The following is a 16,450-nucleotide window of genomic DNA, read 5'->3' on the forward strand; positions in this document are numbered from 1 at the left end:
TGCAAGGAAAGCAGACCGTCTCAGGCCGCGTTCGCGGGCGTCGGTGTTTATGGCGTCCAGGATGCCGTTTTCAAACGTCGATAAGGGGACGCGCGTCAGAAGGGCGCCCTTGGCCCATTCCTCGTGAACCTCTTCCCCGTGCATAGATTCGTCATGCGTGGAGGGCGCACCGCAATACGCGTTACAATGCGCATTACGGTGCCAGGCAATCCGCTTTTCAAGCGTGCGGGCGCTCCACGAAACTCAGCCTCGCAAAGCCCGCTCGAACAGCCGCGAAAGCCGCTCGGCGAAGGCGCGGGCGTCCTGCGGCTTGTCGCCGTCGAGAACGCGGGCCTGGTCCAGCAGAAGCTGGACCGCGTCGGTGCGGAATTCGTCGCTGCCGCCTGAAGCCAGCGCTGCGATAAGCCCGTGGCCGGGATTGATCTCGAGTATCGGCTTGGCGACCGCATCCAGACGTCCCGCACCCTGCAGCATCTTTTCCAGTTGGCGATCGTAACCTTGTTCGGAGGCAACGAGGCAGACGGCGCTTTCCGTGAGCCGGTCGGAGGCCCGCACGTCCGATACCGCGTCACCAAGCGCCGACTTGGCAAAGGCGATGAAATCGCTGACGGCGGGTGTCGTCTCCGCGGTCTTTGAAACATCGCCCTCGCTCTTCGGCACCTGGGCGAGGTCGGCAGCGCCTTGGGTGATCGACTTGAACGGCTTTCCCTCGAAATCCGGAGCGGCCGTCACCCAGAAGCTGTCGACGGAATCCGTCAGAAGCAACACCTCGATGCCGCGGGCGCGAAACCCTTCGAGCTGTGGCGAAGCCTTCAACCGGTCGAGATTGTCGCCCGCCAGATAGTAGATCGCCGCCTGCGCATCCTTCATGTCCTTGACGTAGTCGGCAAGCGACCGCGTCGCCTCGTCCGAAATCGTTGTGCGGAAGCGCGACAGTGAAAGAAGCTGCGCGCGACGCTCGAAATCGTCATAGATGCCTTCCTTCAGCACGCTGCCGAAGGCCTCCCAGAGCTTGGCAAAAGCGGTCTCGTCGCTTTCCTGAAGCTTCTCGATGGCGGTCAGCACGCGATTGGTCAGGCCCTTGCGGATCGCTGCGAGGATCGGGCTTTCCTGGATCATCTCGCGCGAGACGTTGAGCGGCAGGTCGGCCGTGTCGACGAGGCCGCGCACGAAGCGCAGGTAGCGTGGCAGAAGCTCGGCGTCGTCGGTGATGAAGACGCGTTTGACGTAGAGCTTCATACGGCCCTTGCCCTGGGGATCGAACAGGTCGAGGGGCTTCGATTCCGGTACGAAGGCAAGGCCGGTATATTCGTGGCGCCCTTCGGCGCGGAAATGCACGGTCAGCGCCGGTTCGTCATACTGGCCGGAAACGCCTCGGTAGAAATCGGCATACTCTTCCTTGGTGATCTCGTTCTTGGAGCGGGTCCAGAGGGCGGTGCCGTCGGCCACGCGCTCGGCTTCCGCGCCGGGCTTCTCGACCAGGTCGATCGGCACCGGCACGTGGCCGGACTGGTCCTTGACGATCCGCTGGACGCTCCATTTCGAGGTGTAGCTCCTGGCGTCGTCCATCAGATGCAGCGTGACGCGGGTGCCGCGCGCCGGAGCTTCCGCGAGTTCGGATTCGGAGACCGTGTAGCTACCCTTGCCATCGGATGACCAGACCCAGGCATGGGCAGTACCGGCCCGGCGGGAAACGACATCGACCTTGTCGGCGACCATGAAGGCGGAATAGAAACCGACGCCGAACTGGCCGATCAGCTGGGCACCATCCCCGGCCTTAGCCGCCTCGATGCGTTCCATGAACGCGCGGGTGCCGGACCGGGCGATCGTGCCGAGCGCCTCGACCATGTCGTCGCGGCTCATGCCGATGCCGTTATCTTCGAGCGTCAGCGTGTTTTTATCCGCGTCCAGCGTCAGCACAATGCGCGAGGCCGGATCGTCGGACAGGAGTTCCGGAGCGGCGATCGCCTCGTAGCGCAGCTTCTCGCAGGCATCGGCCGCGTTGGAGATCAGCTCGCGCAGGAACACGTCCTTGTCGGAATAGACGGAATGCACCATGAGGTGCAGCAGACGCGCAACGTCGGCCTCAAACACGTGGTTTTCGACGGGTTTTTCTTGAGCATTGCTCATGCTTGTCATGCCTCATCTTGTATTGCGGAATTCTTGCGCGCTCTGAACTGGCAAGGAATCGGGCAAAATTCAAGAGGGCATGAGGCGCGCGCCGTTTGCGAACCGCGCGCCGGTTGCGAGCAGCTAAAAAACTACTCCGTATCTGCCTTGCGCAGGGTGTCGAGTGTCGGCATCGACGTGATGTTGTAGCCCGAATCCACATAGTGGATTTCGCCGGTGACGCCGCGCGACAGGTCGGACAAAAGGTAGAGCGCGGAGCTGCCGACATCCTCGATGGTGACGGTGCGGCGCATCGGCGAGTTCTTCTGCTGCCAGGAGAGCATGGCGCGGGCGTCGGAAATGCCGGCGCCGGCAAGCGTGCGGATCGGGCCGGCGGATATGGCGTTGACGCGGATGCCACGCGCGCCATAGTCGGCAGCGAGGTAGCGCACCGACGCCTCGAGAGCGGCCTTGGCGACGCCCATGACGTTGTAGTTCGGCATGACGCGCACGGAACCGCCATAGGTCAGCGTCAGCATCGCCCCGCCGTCGGTCATCAGTTCGGCCGCGCGCTTGGCGATCTCGGTGAAGGAGAAGCAGGAGATGACCATCGTGCGGCTGAAATTGTCGCGCGTCGTATCGGCGTAGAGGCCCTTGAGCTCGTTCTTGTCGGAAAAGCCGATGGCATGGACGATGAAGTCGAGCGTGCCCCATTTTTCCTTCAGCGCGTCGATGACGGCATCGACGGAAGCGATATCCTCGACGTCGCAGGGAAGCAGGAACTCGGAGTTGAGTTCGGCTGCAAGCGGCTTGACCCGCTTGCCGAGCGCTTCTCCCTGATACGTGAAGGCAAGTTCCGCACCTTCGGCAGCCAGCGCCCGCGCGATGCCCCAGGCGATCGAGTGACTGTTCGCAACGCCCATGATGAGGCCGCGTTTTCCGTGCATGAGACCGGTCATGTTTTTATCCATTGTAGCGCTGGAAAACGAGCGTTGCGTTGGTGCCGCCGAAGCCGAAGGAATTGGACAGCGCAATATCGATCTTGGCGTTGTCGATGCGCTTGCGCACGATCGGCACGCCTTCGAATTCCGGATCGAGTTCGGTGATGTGGGCGCTTTCGCCGATAAAGCCGGCCTGCATCATCAGGAGCGAATAGATCGATTCCTGCACGCCGGCAGCGCCCAGCGAATGGCCGGTGAGCGACTTGGTCGACTGGATATGCGGGATCTTGTTTCCGAAGACTTCGCGGATAGCGCCGATTTCCTTCTGGTCGCCCACCGGCGTCGAGGTGCCGTGCGTGTTGACGTAGTCGACGTCGCCCTTCACCGTGGCAAGCGCCTGGCGCATGCAGCGGACCGCACCTTCGCCGGACGGAGCGACCATGTCGTAGCCGTCCGAGGTTGCGCCGTAGCCGGTGATTTCGGCATAGATCTTGGCGCCGCGGGCCTTGGCATGCTCCAGCTCTTCGAGAACCAGAACGCCGGCGCCGCCGGCAATGACGAAGCCGTCGCGGCTGGCGTCATAGGCGCGCGAGGCGGTCGCGGGCGTGTCGTTGTACTTGGAGGACATGGCGCCCATGGCGTCGAACAGGTTCGACATGGTCCAGTCGAGGTCCTCGTGACCGCCGGCAAACATCACGTCCTGCTTGCCCCACTGGATCATTTCCGTGGCATTGCCGATGCAGTGCGCCGAGGTGGAGCAGGCCGATGAGATCGAATAGTTGACGCCGTGGATCTTGAACCAGGTGGCGAGCGTCGCGGATGCGGTCGACGACATCGCCTTCGGCACGGCGAACGGGCCGATGCGCTTGGGCGAATTGTTCTTCAGCGTGATTTCCGCCGCATCGATCAGCGTGCGGGTCGAAGGGCCGCCCGAACCCATGATGATGCCGGTGCGCTCGTTGCCGCCAACATCCTTGTCTTCGAGGCCCGAATCGGCGATCGCCTGCTTCATGGCCACGTGGTTCCACGTGCCGCCCTGCGACAGGAAGCGCGCGGCGCGACGGTCGACAAGCTCGGTCGTGTCGATGTTGGGCGCCCCCCAGACCTGACACTTGAAGCCATGCTCGGCAAAATCATTTGAAAACGTAATGCCGGACTTCGCCTCGCGCAGCGACGCGGTGACTTCCTGCGCATCGTTTCCGATGGAGGAAACAATGCCCAGACCCGTGACAACAACCCGTCTCATGTCGATGACCTCTTCTTATTTGTCTCTGAGTGCGGCGTGGCCGCGGTTCAGGCAGCCTTTTCCTTCGACAGACCTACGCGAAGGTCGCTTGCTTGGTATATGGTCTCTCCATCGGCCTTTAGCCAGCCATCGGCCGTGCCGAGGACAAGGCGGCCACGCATGACGCGCTTGAAGTCGATGCCATATTCCAGGAGCTTGGTATGCGGACGGATCATGCCCTTGAACTTCACTTCGCCGGTGGAAAGCGCCATGCCGCGCCCCTCCTCGCCAAGCCAGCCGAGGAAGAAGCCGGTCAGCTGCCACATGCCGTCAAGGCCGAGGCACCCCGGCATGATCGGATTGCCCTGGAAATGGCAGGGAAAGTACCAATCATCGGGACGGACGTCGTACTCGGCGCGGATATAGCCCTTGTCGAACAGGCCCCCGGTTTCGGAGATGTCGGTGATGCGATGAACCATCAGCATCGGCGGCAGGGGAAGCTGGGCGTTGCCCGGGCCAAACAGTTCGCCGCGACCGCACGATAGGATCTCTTCATAGTTGAAGCTGGATTGTCTGGTCGTCATGAACTGTCGTTTCCCCGCTACATCCGTTTTTCGTTGACTTGGTTTAGAGCAAGACAGCCACAATTTGAAGCGTCGGCATGACGCTTCCCAGTTGTGTCGCATCTCCCTGCCCGGTCAAGCACAAGGTCTATTTCCGCCGTCGCATACATTATGGGGGCTGCAACAGCCAGAGATAATTGGCCTTTGCCCCAAGATTCCGGCTGTTTTTCACGGCTTGGCCGCCTTGCTGCCTCTGCCCACTATTGAAAGCAATCGCAGCAAAAGTTATATCGGCACAAGGAACGCGTTGTGCAATAGCCTGAAAGTTGGACCCGTCCGTATGACGAATGCCATGGAGATCCGTTCGGAAGAACGCCTGCGCCGCTCCGGCCTGAGGCCGACGCGACAGCGCATGGCGCTTGCAGACCTGATCTTTGCCAAGGGCGATCGCCACCTGACGGTGGAGGAATTGCACGAGGAAGCAGTCGCGGCAGGCGTGCCGGTATCGCTCGCGACGGTTTACAACACCCTGCATCAGTTCACCGAAGCCGGCATGATCCGCGTTCTCGCCGTCGAGAGCGCCAAGACCTATTTCGACACCAATGTGTCCGATCACCATCACTTCTTCGTCGAGGGCCACAACGAAGTGCTCGACATCCCGATCAACAGCATCACGATCGGCAATCTGCCGGAGCCGCCTGAAGGCATGGAAATCGCCCATGTCGACGTGGTGATCCGTCTTCGCCCCAAGCGCAGCTGAGCTTCCTCACATGACATCGTCCGGATGACGGCCGGGGCGTGAATCGCCGGTCGGCAACGTCCATCCGTATTTGAGCGCGCCGCCCCGCACGGCAAAGGCCGTCACGACGCCAAGGCTTGAGGCGATAAGCAGCGATGCGCCGAAATAGGTGGCTGCGGTAAAGACGCCGGAGCCGGCAAGTGCGGCCGTCACGTAGATTTCCGGGCGCAGCAGCACCGATGGTTCGCCCGCGAGCAGATCGCGCAGGATGCCGCCGAAGGTCGCCGTCAGCATGCCGGTGACCAGCGCCACAATCGGCGATCCGGTAGCCGACAGCCCCTTGGCGGCCCCCATGACGCAATAGGCCGATAGCCCTATGGCGTCGAGCCAGACGAGAAACTTGTAGCGTGATTCCATCCTGCGCGCGGAGAAGAAGACCAAAAGGCCGGCACAGCAGCAGACGACGAGATAGATCGGGTTTGTCACCCAGAAGACTGGTGTCGCGCCCAGGATGACGTCGCGCAGCGTGCCCCCGCCGATGCCGGTCACCGAGGCGAGGAAGATATAGCCAATGATGTCGAGCTGCTTGCGCGAGGCCGAAAGCGCCCCGGTCGCGGCAAACACGGCCACCCCGGCATAGTCGAGAATTTCCAGGATCGGCATGTTTCCCCCGCGCCAGAAAACCGAGAAGGACCACAATGGGGATGCCGCGTCAACGGCCGCCTATTGCGGGAAAAGCACATGCGTCCTGCCGCCGATGTAATAGGCGATCAGTCCGGTCCATTCGCGCATTGCAGTCGTGGTCAGTTGCGCGTTCAAGGACGGCTGGCTGAAATCCGGGCCAACGGAAAGCTGCCCGCTGGTGCGATAATCCACCGGCCAGGGCGTGACCGCAATGCCGAGCTTGCGAAACAGGCCCATCGACCGCGGCATGTGGAACGCCGAAGTGATCAGGGCGCAATCCGAAAGTCCGTTCCTCTCGAGCAGCCCCCTGGTATTGCCGGCATTCTCGAAAGTGGTTCGCGACCGGCTCTCCCGGATGATCCGTTCGGGCGCGATGCCGAAGGTGGAGAAGAAGACCGCGGAGGTCTCGGCGTCGCCGTCGTATTTGCCGCTGAATGAACCGTCGCCGCCCGAGACCAGGATCTTCGCGGCGGGATAGGTCTGCGCCAGCTTCAGCCCCTCGACGAAACGGTCGGCCGCCTGATTGAATTCCATGCCGCCACGCCCGGCGATCACTTCGTTCTCGAAGGCGCCACCGAGGATTATGATGCAGGAGAGATTGGCGGGCAGGCTTGCCGGCCGGGCAATGCGGTTCTCCAGCACCTGCAGCATCACCGCACCCCCGCTCGTGAACAGCGTCAGGAACAAGAGGGTCACGGCAAGCCCGCAGAAAAACCGGCCCAACTGCCGGAAGCCGGCGCCACCGAAAACCAAGCTCAAGATCAGAGCCAGGAAGATCAGCGAGAGCGGCTGCGCCAACAGCCAGAAGACTTTCGAGACGAGAAACATCCGGTGCCCGTGATCCGCCGCGTTGAAAGTGCTGCAGGCTAGAGAGAACGACGTTCAAACGCAAACGCTCGACGGTGGATCCTCGCAACATCCGCGACGTCATCCTCGGCTTTCTGCCGAGGATCTGCCTACCGCCCATTAAGCCGTTGAGTATAATTGTTTATTTTACAACTCACTGATGGGATTAGATGCTTGGGACAAGCCCAAGCATGACGCAAGAGAGTGGTGGCTGACTTTGTCATCAATCCGACGCGCCCCTTTCGGGGGCGCGCGAGGGTCGTGTCAGCTCCGCCCGAAAGCGGCGGTCGATGCGGTTGGCGCAGCAACTGCCCGCTTGCGGCGAAGATAGATCAGCGCCGCGGCCAGCAGGATGCCAAGGGCGATGATGATGATCGCCAGTACTGGCCGATAGGCGATCCAGGCGATGGCGATGACGACCGGCCCGAGGACCAGGGTCAGGATGCCGGCGACGATCGATGTGCCGAAGCCGACGATCGAGCCGACAAGGGGAATGACGTCGGCGATGATGCTGAGGATCGACAGCATGATGACGAAGCCGATGAACATGCCGAGCAGGCCGCCGAAGCGAATGAGCCAGGTGATCAGCGTGTTCTCGCTCTGGGCCGCCTCGAACATTTCGGCTGGGCCGACATTTCCGGCAGCGCTCAGGAACAGTTTGCGCCCATTGGAGGCCTTGTATCCACCAATCGTCGCACCCTTCTGCGCACCGACGAAGCTCGCTTCGGCAATGTCTTCGCGGCTGAAGCTGATGCGCAGGTCGCCGATCGCCGGGCTCTGGCGGTTCTGCGAGACATGGATCGTCGTTCCGTCGACCTTGACCGGCCTGTCGGAACCGAGAGCCGATGTCACCTGACCGGCGACATCGGGGGAGAGCTTGACCGGGCTGTCCTTGGCGAGATCGGCGACGGCCTTGCCATCGACGGTGAAGGCGCCGAGCGTCGCGGTCGCGACGGTGAAGCGCTCGCCCTCGATGGGCATGTCGGGGTTCTGATGCTGGTCGGCCTGCTTGAAGTCGGCGGAATCCACGCGGCGCGGGCGCCATTCCTTCTTGTAGCTGTAGGTCGTAACGGTCTCCTCGCCGCCGCCCAGCGTCTTCTTCGTCTCGCTCTTGCTGTCCTCCACCCACTGATACATCTCGACCTTGCGGTTGAGGCCGGCGGCACCTTGCGCCGAGACGCCGAGCGCCGGATCCTCCGGCGCACCATCAGGCTTCACCGATCCGGAAATGTGTACCAGCTTGCCTTCATTGGCCGGATCGATTCTGCCATTATCGACCGAAACGACAATGCCGGCCCCCTCGGCCAAGGCGCGGTAGGTCTGCACCGAGCGGCCTTCGTTCCAGGAGAGCAGCCAGATCATCCCAAACACCAGCAGCGGGCCGAGGATGAGGCCGATCAGTCCGTTCTTCAGCCGTGAAAACCATGAAGTCTTCGTCGTTTCGGTAAAACTCATGTGGCATCCCCTCTTGTGACCATCCGTGCAACGGCTGGCCTCGCACGCTTATTCGCGCTCTCCGGTGCTATCAGAAATCTGGTAAAATTAAATAGAGCGTTCGCCTGTCGCGCCGACCATTCTTCGGGTCATCCGGCAAGATTTCGCGACAGTCGTTCCGACGCGGGCATATTGTTTTTCCGTCGCGCACCTTGCCCGCGATCCGGCGGCAGTTATCTTGCCGCTGCAGGCGTAGAACGGGAGGGCGGCATGGCGGCGGCAAGCGATATTTTTGAAACGGGCACATTCGTTGGTCGCCTCTGGCGGCCGGATGTGGCAGGCCCCTCGCTGGTGGTGCTGCGCGGCGGCGATCTCTACGACATCACCTCGAAGGAGGTGCCGACGATGCGCGACCTGCTCGAACGCGACGATCCCATTGCCTTCCTGATGCAGCAGGAGGGCGAGCGTCTCGCATCGCTGCAGACGCTCATGGACGCGTCGATTGAGGCGACCGGCGATCTGTCGACCATGCATCTTCTCGCTCCATGCGATCTGCAGGCGGTCAAGGCGTGCGGCGTCACCTTCGCCCGGTCAATGCTCGAGCGCGTCATCGAGGAAAAGGCTGCCGGAAATCCGGCGCTGGCCGAAAAGATGCGCGAGCGCGTGACCGCCATCATCGGAGACAGCCTGCGCGACCTGAAGGCGGGTTCGCCGCAGGCGGCGAAGGTGAAGGCGGCGCTGATCGAGGAGGGCGTCTGGTCGCAGTATCTCGAAGTCGGCATCGGTCCCGATGCCGAGGTCTTTTCCAAGGCGCAGGTCCTGGCCTCGGTTGGCTGGGGCGCCTCCGTCGGCCTGCACCCGATCTCGCGGTGGAACAATCCGGAGCCGGAAATCGTGCTCGCCGTCGACAGCCGGGGTCGCGTCAAGGGCGCCACCCTCGGCAACGACGTCAATCTGCGCGATGTCGAGGGCCGCTCGGCGCTGCTGCTCGGCAAGGCCAAGGACAACAACGCGTCATCAGCCATCGGCCCGTTCATCCGGCTGTTCGACGCCAGCTATTCGATAGACGACGTACGCAATGCCGATCTGACGCTGACGATCAGCGGCCCGGACGGGTTTGTGCTGAACGGCGCAAGCACGATGCGGGAAATCAGTCGCGATCCGCTCGACCTCGTCTCCCAGACGATCGGACGCCACCATCAATATCCCGACGGTTTTATGCTGTTCATGGGCACGCTGTTTGCGCCCGTCGAGGATCGCGACGCGCCGGGGCAGGGGTTCACCCACAAGATCGGCGACGTCGTCACCATCTCCAACCCGCATCTGGGCTCGCTCACCAACACCGTGCGCCTGTCGACCGAATGCCCACCCTGGACATTCGGTTCGGCAGCGCTGATGCGCAATCTTGCGACGCGGGGGCTCATCTAACCCCAGAGCCTGTCAGCGGCGGCCCCGCAGCATGATGGGAGCCGCCAGTGTCATACCGGAGTTATTCATCCCCGCCGCCGTCATCCCCGCCGCCGTCATCCCCGCCGTCGTCGTCACCGCCGTCGTCGTCGCCGACATCGTCATCGGCTCCATCGTCGGCTGCGTCATCGGAGGCATCATCCGCTTCGGCAGCGGCATCATCGGCGTCGCCGTCGTCGGCATCGTCATTGGCGTCCGCTTCGGCATCGCCCGCGGCATCTTCCGCCGTGCCGTCGTCGAGGTCGGCCTCCGCCGTCTCCTCGACCTCCTCGTAGGTGACCTCCTCGCTTTCCTCGTAGCTGACCTCGGTGTATTCCTCGGTGACGGATATTTCCTCGACCGTCAGCTCGTAGGACGCCTCGTAGACGCTCTCTTCGACCACGTATCCATATTCATACGTCAGATCGACGAAATGGTTGCCGCCGGTGCCCCGCGCCTTGGCCGTGGCGCCGGGTGCGAGGACCAGGACCTTCAGACCGACGATTTCGGCACTGTAGCCGTCGATGGCAAGAATGGCCGTGGTGCCGTCGTCGGTGACCTTGACGAAATACACCTGTCCCTTGCGATGAACGCCATCGATCTTGAAGCCCTTTTTCTCCAGAGCCGTGGTGACGAAGTGCGCGGAGCGCATCTTATGGCCGGCCGCATGGGCGGCGCCGACGTTCGGGAAGGCGGCTGCGGAAAGGTGTAGGAGGACCGCTGCAACGCACAGCGAAGTTTTAAGTTTCATGGCAAATCCTGTCATGGAGGGCGCGCCGTAAGGTTGCGACGGCGCATGCGGAAAACGGAGGCAACCGGACTTTACTATCTGCAGAAAAACTAAATTTCCAAGAAACGAAGCCGGCGAACCGTTCGAAAGACCCGACCAATTTTGGGGCATTTGCCTGTTTGGCCCGCCATGCCCATCATTGAAATGGATGGCATGTGGAGTCTGCCTTAAAAGGTGACCAACAACGGTTCCGGGATCATCGCCCTGCTGCATCGGCAACAGGGCGCGGGCTGCTCGCCAGGCAACCTTGCATCTCGCTCGAACGGAAAGGGCTCTCCCCGTTCGCGTTCCATCGTTTGACGTTCTCAGTTCGCCGCCCAGCGGGTCGGATCGGCCGAAGCAACGCTGACGAAGCGGTAACCGGTCTGGCTGCGCCTGACGATCGTCTTGCGCAGGTTGTCGAGGGCGAATTCGCCAGCGGACGTCTTGACCAGCAGGATCGCGTGGCCTTCGCCGCGCGGCGTGCGCACGACGGCAACCCTGAGCGCGCTGGCCGGTATGCCGGCGCGGATGAGATGGCTGCGCTTGGTCATGACATAGTCGTCGCAGTCGCCGGAGGCCGGGTTGAGCGACCAGACGTCGCGGCGCTCGTTCAGCGGGCGGATGCTGCGGTTGACCGAGCGGTTGACGGAGGCCAGCAGCCCGCGGATCTTTGAGGTGTAAGCGACCTGTGACTTCGAGCTCTTGGTGCACTCCGCGATATGATCGAGGCAGTAAAGCGAAAATGCGATCGGTGCCACCGAGGTCTGGCGATGATCCTTTGCGGCGCCGCGCGCCGAGCCGAGATTGACGGCATAGGCCGAAGACATGCTGGTGGCGCCAAGAGCCGCGATGGTCGCCAACGCGATGACTGCTTTCTTGAACATGATCCCTGTCCCTGTCGTCCGCAGCCTTCTTCCAAGGCTTCGTTTGTTGGACCGAAATCATTTCGGTTCAGGCGGAGGGCGCATCATGCTGCGAAGCGGATCACATCCGTTTCGTCCATCTGTGCCATAAAGGTACAGGAGAACGTTCTTCTGCTCGCTTAAGTGGAAAGATAGAATTTTACCGATTGCGATTTTTTGCGCCGCAAGTCCTGCGCGGACCTCATGCGGCAGGCCCCGTGCCACATGGCGTTGCCGCTTCGAGGCACAAAAAGGGGCGCACAGCCCGATCTGCAAATTGTCGGCGTCTACTCGGTGTAGTAGCCGGAGTAGCTGTAATTGCCCGACATCTTGGTGCGGTCCTGCTGGTTGAGCAGCGTGACGATACCGGCGTCCGGGTTCTTGTTTTCCTTGAGCGCGGCGACTGCCCGCTTGGCGCTCGACTGCGACGTGCTGGCCCATTTGATGACGAAGACGATCATGTCGGCATGACGGGAAAGATAAAGGCCGTCCACGACCGGTTCGATCGGCGGTGTGTCGAGAATGACGTAATCGAAGTGCTTGCGGGCACTGGCCAGAATCCGGCCCATTTTCTCGCTCATCACCAGTTCGTCGGTGGCCACGTCGCTGCGGCGTCCGCCGAGAAGTACGGTGAGGTTCGAGAGCGGATCGCGCATGATGAGCGAGGTCAAGGTCGCGGAGTTGCGATCCTGCCGCAGATAGTCGATGAAGTCGTGGTTTGGCTCGAGATTGAGGTGCTTGTTGACGCTCGGCTTGCGCAGGTCGCAGTCGATCAACAGTGTCCGCTTGCCCGTCAGGGCATAGGCTCGGGCCAGCGACAGCGCCATCGTCGACTTGCCTTCCGCCGGAAGCGCGGAGGAGACCATGATGATCTTGCCCTCGTCGGCATCCTGCCGCTTGGGCGCCGGATCTTTCCTTTCCTGCTGGTCGAGTGTCAGCCGCAGCCGCCGCACGCTTTCGCTGAAGAGCGTGAGGGGCGCGGTGACCATGAGATCGGACAGGCTGGAGTTCGGGCTCGCCAGCTTATGATGATCGTCGCTCGCCTGACGTGGGGCAATGGCCGACAACGGCACTTTCAGCACGGCTTCGATCTGGTTTTCGCTGACGAAGCCGCCGATGAAGTATTCGCGCAGGATCGCAAGGCCGGTGCCGATGCCGATCGAAACGATCAGCGACAGGCCGAGGATCAATTTGCTGTTCGGGAACGACGGCAGGGTCGGGGTCAGCGCGGCCGAAACCACGCGGCTGTCGGGCAACTGCAGCGAGGCTTGCGCATCAAGCTCCTGCAGCCGCGACAGCAGGGTCTGGTATTGATTGCGGGCGATCTCGGAGGATTGCTGCAGGCTGTAGATTTCGGTCAGCACTTCCGGCGGCAGGTTGCTTTGCAGGACCGTGCTGCGGATCTTCTGCCGAACCTCGTTTGCCTGCTGCTGGTAGTTGTTGACCGACTGCTGCAGGGTGTTGACCTCCTGAGAGGCCGCGTTGGCCAGCGATTTGTCAAGCTTGGCAAGTTCTTCGCGCAGGCCGATGGCCTCAGTGCTCCTGTCGCCGGCCGCGGCGATCCGCGTCGCGAGGCCTTCGCGCTGGCGCTGCAACGCGTTGACCGCGTCTGAACCGAGCTGGGTCACCAGCGTCGAGAAATCCTGCGCCTGCAGCGATTTCTGCAGCGATTCGATGCGGTCGAGCATGCTTGCGCTTTCGCGATTGACCTTCTCGAGTTCGGCGCGAAGCGTGGTCAGGCCGTGCGAATTTGTCTGCTTCTCCAGCCGGTTGATATTGCTGGTAATATAGGCATCGAAGTTCCGTTCGTTTTCGACAATTGCGGCGTTGGCCGCCTCCGCCTGCTTCTGGATCGAATCGCGTTTGGTCAGCGTCACAGCGATCTTCGCGTTGATCTGCTCGCGAATATACGTCTCGCTCATCGAATTGGCGAGCTTTGCCGCCTTCTCGGGATCCCTCGAAACCACGCCGACGGTGATCAGGTAGGTCAGGCCGCTGCGGCTGACGGTGACGGCAGATTTGAACGCGGTGAGGACGCGTGACAGGGCCGCCTCGCCCGAGGGCGCCGGCGGCAATGGGATGCGCAGCCAGCTCAGGATCCGGTCTTTCAGCGAAACGCCGATGCCGAATTCGCTGTCCGAAACGAGGTTGTTTTCGCTGACGACGTTGAGCAGGATGTGATCGGATTTGAGAATTCCGACCTCGCTTTCAACGCGGGAATTGTCGGCATTGGGATTGGAAAGGACATTGTCTGAATCAAGCAGGTTTTTCGTGCTCGTATCGACAAGGACAAGAGAGGTTGCCGTGTATTTGGGTGTAAGGGAGTAGGTGACGATAATCGTCAGGACCAGTATGGCGGCAATTGTTGATAAAATCAGCCAGAGCTGGCGGCGTATCAAGCCAAGTATGCCTTTGAGGTCAATTTCTGCTTCCATATGCACACAACCAGGATTTGCGCAGCTGCCGCCGCTTATTTGAAAAAGTGAAAAGTATTTTATGAATGCTGCAATGCAATATGTATGGTGGTAGTTCTAGCAGATTACGCAAGACCGACAATTGCCAAGTTCAAACATCATCAACTGCATTGAATGATCTCTGGCGCACTGCGGCGAGAAAGTCGCACGGCGGACAATATACCGCTCATGTAGGCGCCCGTATCCACATTGACTCGCGCCTGACCTACTTCGACCCTGGCGACCGGGGTATGGCCGTGAATCGTGACGATGCCGCTTGTAGCTACAACCTTTCCGCTCGCCGAAGGCCGTAGCCACAACAGGTCCGCATCCGACTGGTCGGCGAGCGGCACTCCATCGCGAAGGCCGGCATGGACGAAGCAGAATCCCGGTATGCTCAGCATCGAGGGCAAGGATTCAAGAAAGGCGACGTGTTCGTCCGGAATGCGCGATTGCAGCAGGTTCCTCAGTGCCGGGCGACTGGCCGGCAGCTTTTGCAGGCCGTAGGAATAGAGCGTTTCCCGCCCGCCGAAATCCAGCCATTGATGGTCGTGAGACGGGTTGCGCAGGAAGTCGAGCATCACGTCCTCATGATTGCCGGCAAGGCAGAAGCGCCTGATGTCTGCACGCGGCTTGGCGATCAGGCGGTCGAGCACCGATGCCGATTTCGGTCCGCGGTCCACGTAGTCGCCGAGCATGATCAGCCATTTGGTGCCCTCACGCCTGCGGCAGTCTTCGAAGATCCGATCCTCCAGCCTCCCGAGAAGATCGTCGCACCCATGCACGTCGCCGACGGCATAGATGTGATCCGGGCCGCCTTCGAAGAAGAGCTTCTGTCGTTGCGCGGTCGTCGTCGTGCCGGGACCGCCGCGCAGGAAATCAAGGATGCCGCGGATCATGGCCCGTCCCTCGTGTCGGTGTTCCTGAGTTCGAATTGCCGTGCCCAGGCGGTGGCGACAATGGCGACGAACGCAAACGTTACGGCTTCGATCTCGAGGCTGAAATCGACCAGCGAGTGCAGCGCGCCGACAAGTATTACGCAAAGGCCGCTGCGGATCAGCATGTCCTGACCGGGCGCCTTCATATAGGCCACGCCAAGCTGCAGCACGATGATCGCGACGATCAGCATCGGCAGGCTGCCGAAGAACAGCCCGTATTCGGCCCAGAGCGACAGATAGGTGGAATGCGCCTTTTCCCAGACGAGATCGACGCTGACCGGCGCCTGATGGAACAGCGGATAGGCATATTCGAAACTATCGCCGCCGAAGCCGAGCAGAGGCCGGGTTTCGATCATCTGCAGCACCTGCTGGTAGAGCTGCATTCTCACGTCGGACGCATCGCCAACGCGGCCGAGGCGCTCCAGCAACAGCGTGCCGTAGCCAAGCATGCCAAGACCGACGAAAACAGGGATGACGAGCAGAAACAGCCAGATGCTGGTGCGGTTGGTATTGGCGGACTTCTTGGCAAGCGCCAGAACGACCGAGGCGATCATGCCGCAGCAGCCGGCGAAGAGACCCATGCGCGAGTTCGTGGCGATCAGCGTGATGACCAGGATCAGCCAGCCGAGCCCGATGACCACGACACCGTCCTTGCCAAGATAGGTCCCCAGGATCGAGGTGTCGTCTTTCCCCGATAGCCTCTCCGTCATCCGTTCGATCATGAGATTGACGCCGAGCACGCTGCCGAAGGACAGGAAGGTGGCAAACGAGTTGCGATTGATGAAACCGCCCAGCGCCGAGCCGAAATACTTCCATTTCGGAATACCGAGGATCGTGTCGCCGAACTGCAGCAGGAACAGCAGGCCGACGACGGCGTGGGTGACGATCGCCCAATAGAGGAGGTTGATGAAGGCGCGAGCGCGCTGGGGGTTGCTGGTGATTTGCAGCACGAGGAAGAAGAGCAGGCCATAGGTCGCCCAGCGCACCAGGGCGAGGATGGTATCGTGCGGCGTCAGGCTGATCGTATCGAGCCTGATAAGGACACCGAAGTCGGCAATGCTGGCAGCCGTTGACGATACGCCAAGGGGCAGAGCCTGAAAAACCATAAAGGCGCCGAGAAGGGCGAAAAGGCAGAACTGTACCGGCAGATTGCGTGGTGCGATCCTGAAGCGGGCGTTGGACAGTGCCATGCGGCCGAAGAAAACCGCGCCGCACAGCGAGATCAGCAGGCACCACAGCAGCCAGAGGGCGGGCTTGGTGCTGCCGAATGCGAAGGGCGAAAGGAACAGAACCAAGAGAATGGGCCACATCAACTGGTTGTTCAGCCGAAAGCGGTCCGAGTGGTAGCGCGTCGTCATGGTCTCAGACCTGCCGTGGCGCCAGAAAAGCGCGGGCCTG

Annotated in this window: 14 protein-coding genes; 2 read left to right on the forward strand and 12 right to left on the reverse strand. The window is 61.5% G+C overall.

All coding sequences use genetic code 11. The features are described from left to right. Nucleotides 1-243: 243 nt before the first annotated feature. The 4 genes from htpG to fabA form a co-directional block, all read right to left on the reverse strand. Nucleotides 244-2,130, reverse strand: a complete 1,887-nt coding sequence (htpG, locus tag JNB71_RS07815; RefSeq protein WP_220371289.1) for a molecular chaperone HtpG — start codon at nt 2,128-2,130, stop codon at nt 244-246. 131 nt (nt 2,131-2,261) lie between these two features. Beyond that, on the reverse strand, nt 2,262-3,068 hold the full coding sequence (gene fabI, locus JNB71_RS07820) for an enoyl-ACP reductase FabI (protein WP_220371290.1): 807 nt from the start codon (nt 3,066-3,068) through the stop codon (nt 2,262-2,264). Between the two features lie 4 nt (nt 3,069-3,072). Next, nucleotides 3,073-4,296 (reverse strand): beta-ketoacyl-ACP synthase I, encoded by a 1,224-nt coding sequence (gene fabB, locus JNB71_RS07825; RefSeq protein WP_220371291.1) that lies wholly within the window; start codon nt 4,294-4,296, stop codon nt 3,073-3,075. Nucleotides 4,297-4,343: 47 nt separating this feature from the next. Next, nucleotides 4,344-4,859 carry a 3-hydroxyacyl-[acyl-carrier-protein] dehydratase FabA gene (fabA, locus tag JNB71_RS07830; protein ID WP_018323653.1) on the reverse strand — a complete coding sequence of 172 codons (516 nt, stop codon included), beginning with the start codon at nt 4,857-4,859 and terminating at the stop codon, nt 4,344-4,346. Nucleotides 4,860-5,178: 319 nt separating this feature from the next. On the opposite strand from fabA, the gene irrA reads away from it, so the two are divergent. Continuing rightward, nucleotides 5,179-5,598 (forward strand): iron response transcriptional regulator IrrA, encoded by a 420-nt coding sequence (gene irrA, locus JNB71_RS07835; RefSeq protein ID WP_220371292.1) that lies wholly within the window; start codon nt 5,179-5,181, stop codon nt 5,596-5,598. A 6-nt stretch (nt 5,599-5,604) separates the two neighbouring features. Here the strand turns inward: irrA and JNB71_RS07840 are convergent, their stop codons facing one another. From JNB71_RS07840 to JNB71_RS07850, 3 genes are all read right to left on the reverse strand, one after another. Further along, nucleotides 5,605-6,240 carry a trimeric intracellular cation channel family protein gene (locus tag JNB71_RS07840; RefSeq protein ID WP_112858314.1) on the reverse strand — a complete coding sequence of 212 codons (636 nt, stop codon included), beginning with the start codon at nt 6,238-6,240 and terminating at the stop codon, nt 5,605-5,607. A 60-nt stretch (nt 6,241-6,300) separates the two neighbouring features. Beyond that, nucleotides 6,301-7,089: a YdcF family protein gene (locus JNB71_RS07845; protein ID WP_220371293.1), complete on the reverse strand. Its 789-nt coding sequence runs from the start codon at nt 7,087-7,089 to the stop codon at nt 6,301-6,303. A 282-nt stretch (nt 7,090-7,371) separates the two neighbouring features. Beyond that, nucleotides 7,372-8,562, reverse strand: coding sequence for a TMEM43 family protein (locus JNB71_RS07850; protein ID WP_220371294.1), 1,191 nt, complete (start codon nt 8,560-8,562; stop codon nt 7,372-7,374). A gap of 249 nt (nt 8,563-8,811) precedes the next feature. Between JNB71_RS07850 and JNB71_RS07855 the strand changes: the two genes are divergently transcribed. Next, entirely contained in the window at nt 8,812-9,969 is a 1,158-nt protein-coding gene (locus tag JNB71_RS07855) for a fumarylacetoacetate hydrolase family protein (protein WP_220371295.1), read from the forward strand. 61 nt (nt 9,970-10,030) lie between these two features. Here JNB71_RS07855 and JNB71_RS07860 read toward each other — a convergent pair whose 3' ends face one another. The 5 genes from JNB71_RS07860 to JNB71_RS07880 all read right to left on the reverse strand — a co-directional run bounded on the left by JNB71_RS07860 (nt 10,031) and on the right by JNB71_RS07880 (nt 16,410). Beyond that, nucleotides 10,031-10,738, reverse strand: coding sequence for a hypothetical protein (locus JNB71_RS07860; RefSeq protein ID WP_220371296.1), 708 nt, complete (start codon nt 10,736-10,738; stop codon nt 10,031-10,033). A gap of 344 nt (nt 10,739-11,082) precedes the next feature. Continuing rightward, complete coding sequence (locus JNB71_RS07865; RefSeq protein WP_220371297.1) at nt 11,083-11,643, reverse strand: transglutaminase-like cysteine peptidase; 561 nt, start codon at nt 11,641-11,643, stop codon at nt 11,083-11,085. Nucleotides 11,644-11,948: 305 nt separating this feature from the next. Next, on the reverse strand, nt 11,949-14,096 hold the full coding sequence (locus tag JNB71_RS07870) for a GumC family protein (RefSeq protein ID WP_220371298.1): 2,148 nt from the start codon (nt 14,094-14,096) through the stop codon (nt 11,949-11,951). A 140-nt stretch (nt 14,097-14,236) separates the two neighbouring features. Then, nucleotides 14,237-15,013, reverse strand: coding sequence for a metallophosphoesterase family protein (locus JNB71_RS07875; RefSeq protein WP_220371299.1), 777 nt, complete (start codon nt 15,011-15,013; stop codon nt 14,237-14,239). Then, nucleotides 15,010-16,410 carry an O-antigen ligase family protein gene (locus tag JNB71_RS07880; RefSeq protein WP_220371300.1) on the reverse strand — a complete coding sequence of 467 codons (1,401 nt, stop codon included), beginning with the start codon at nt 16,408-16,410 and terminating at the stop codon, nt 15,010-15,012. The genes JNB71_RS07875 and JNB71_RS07880 overlap by 4 nt, the downstream gene beginning before the upstream one ends. Nucleotides 16,411-16,450: the final 40 nt, after the last annotated feature.

The organism is Rhizobium herbae (assembly GCF_019511375.1).
In the GTDB taxonomy this organism is placed as follows: Bacteria; Pseudomonadota; Alphaproteobacteria; order Rhizobiales; family Rhizobiaceae; genus Pararhizobium; species Pararhizobium herbae_A.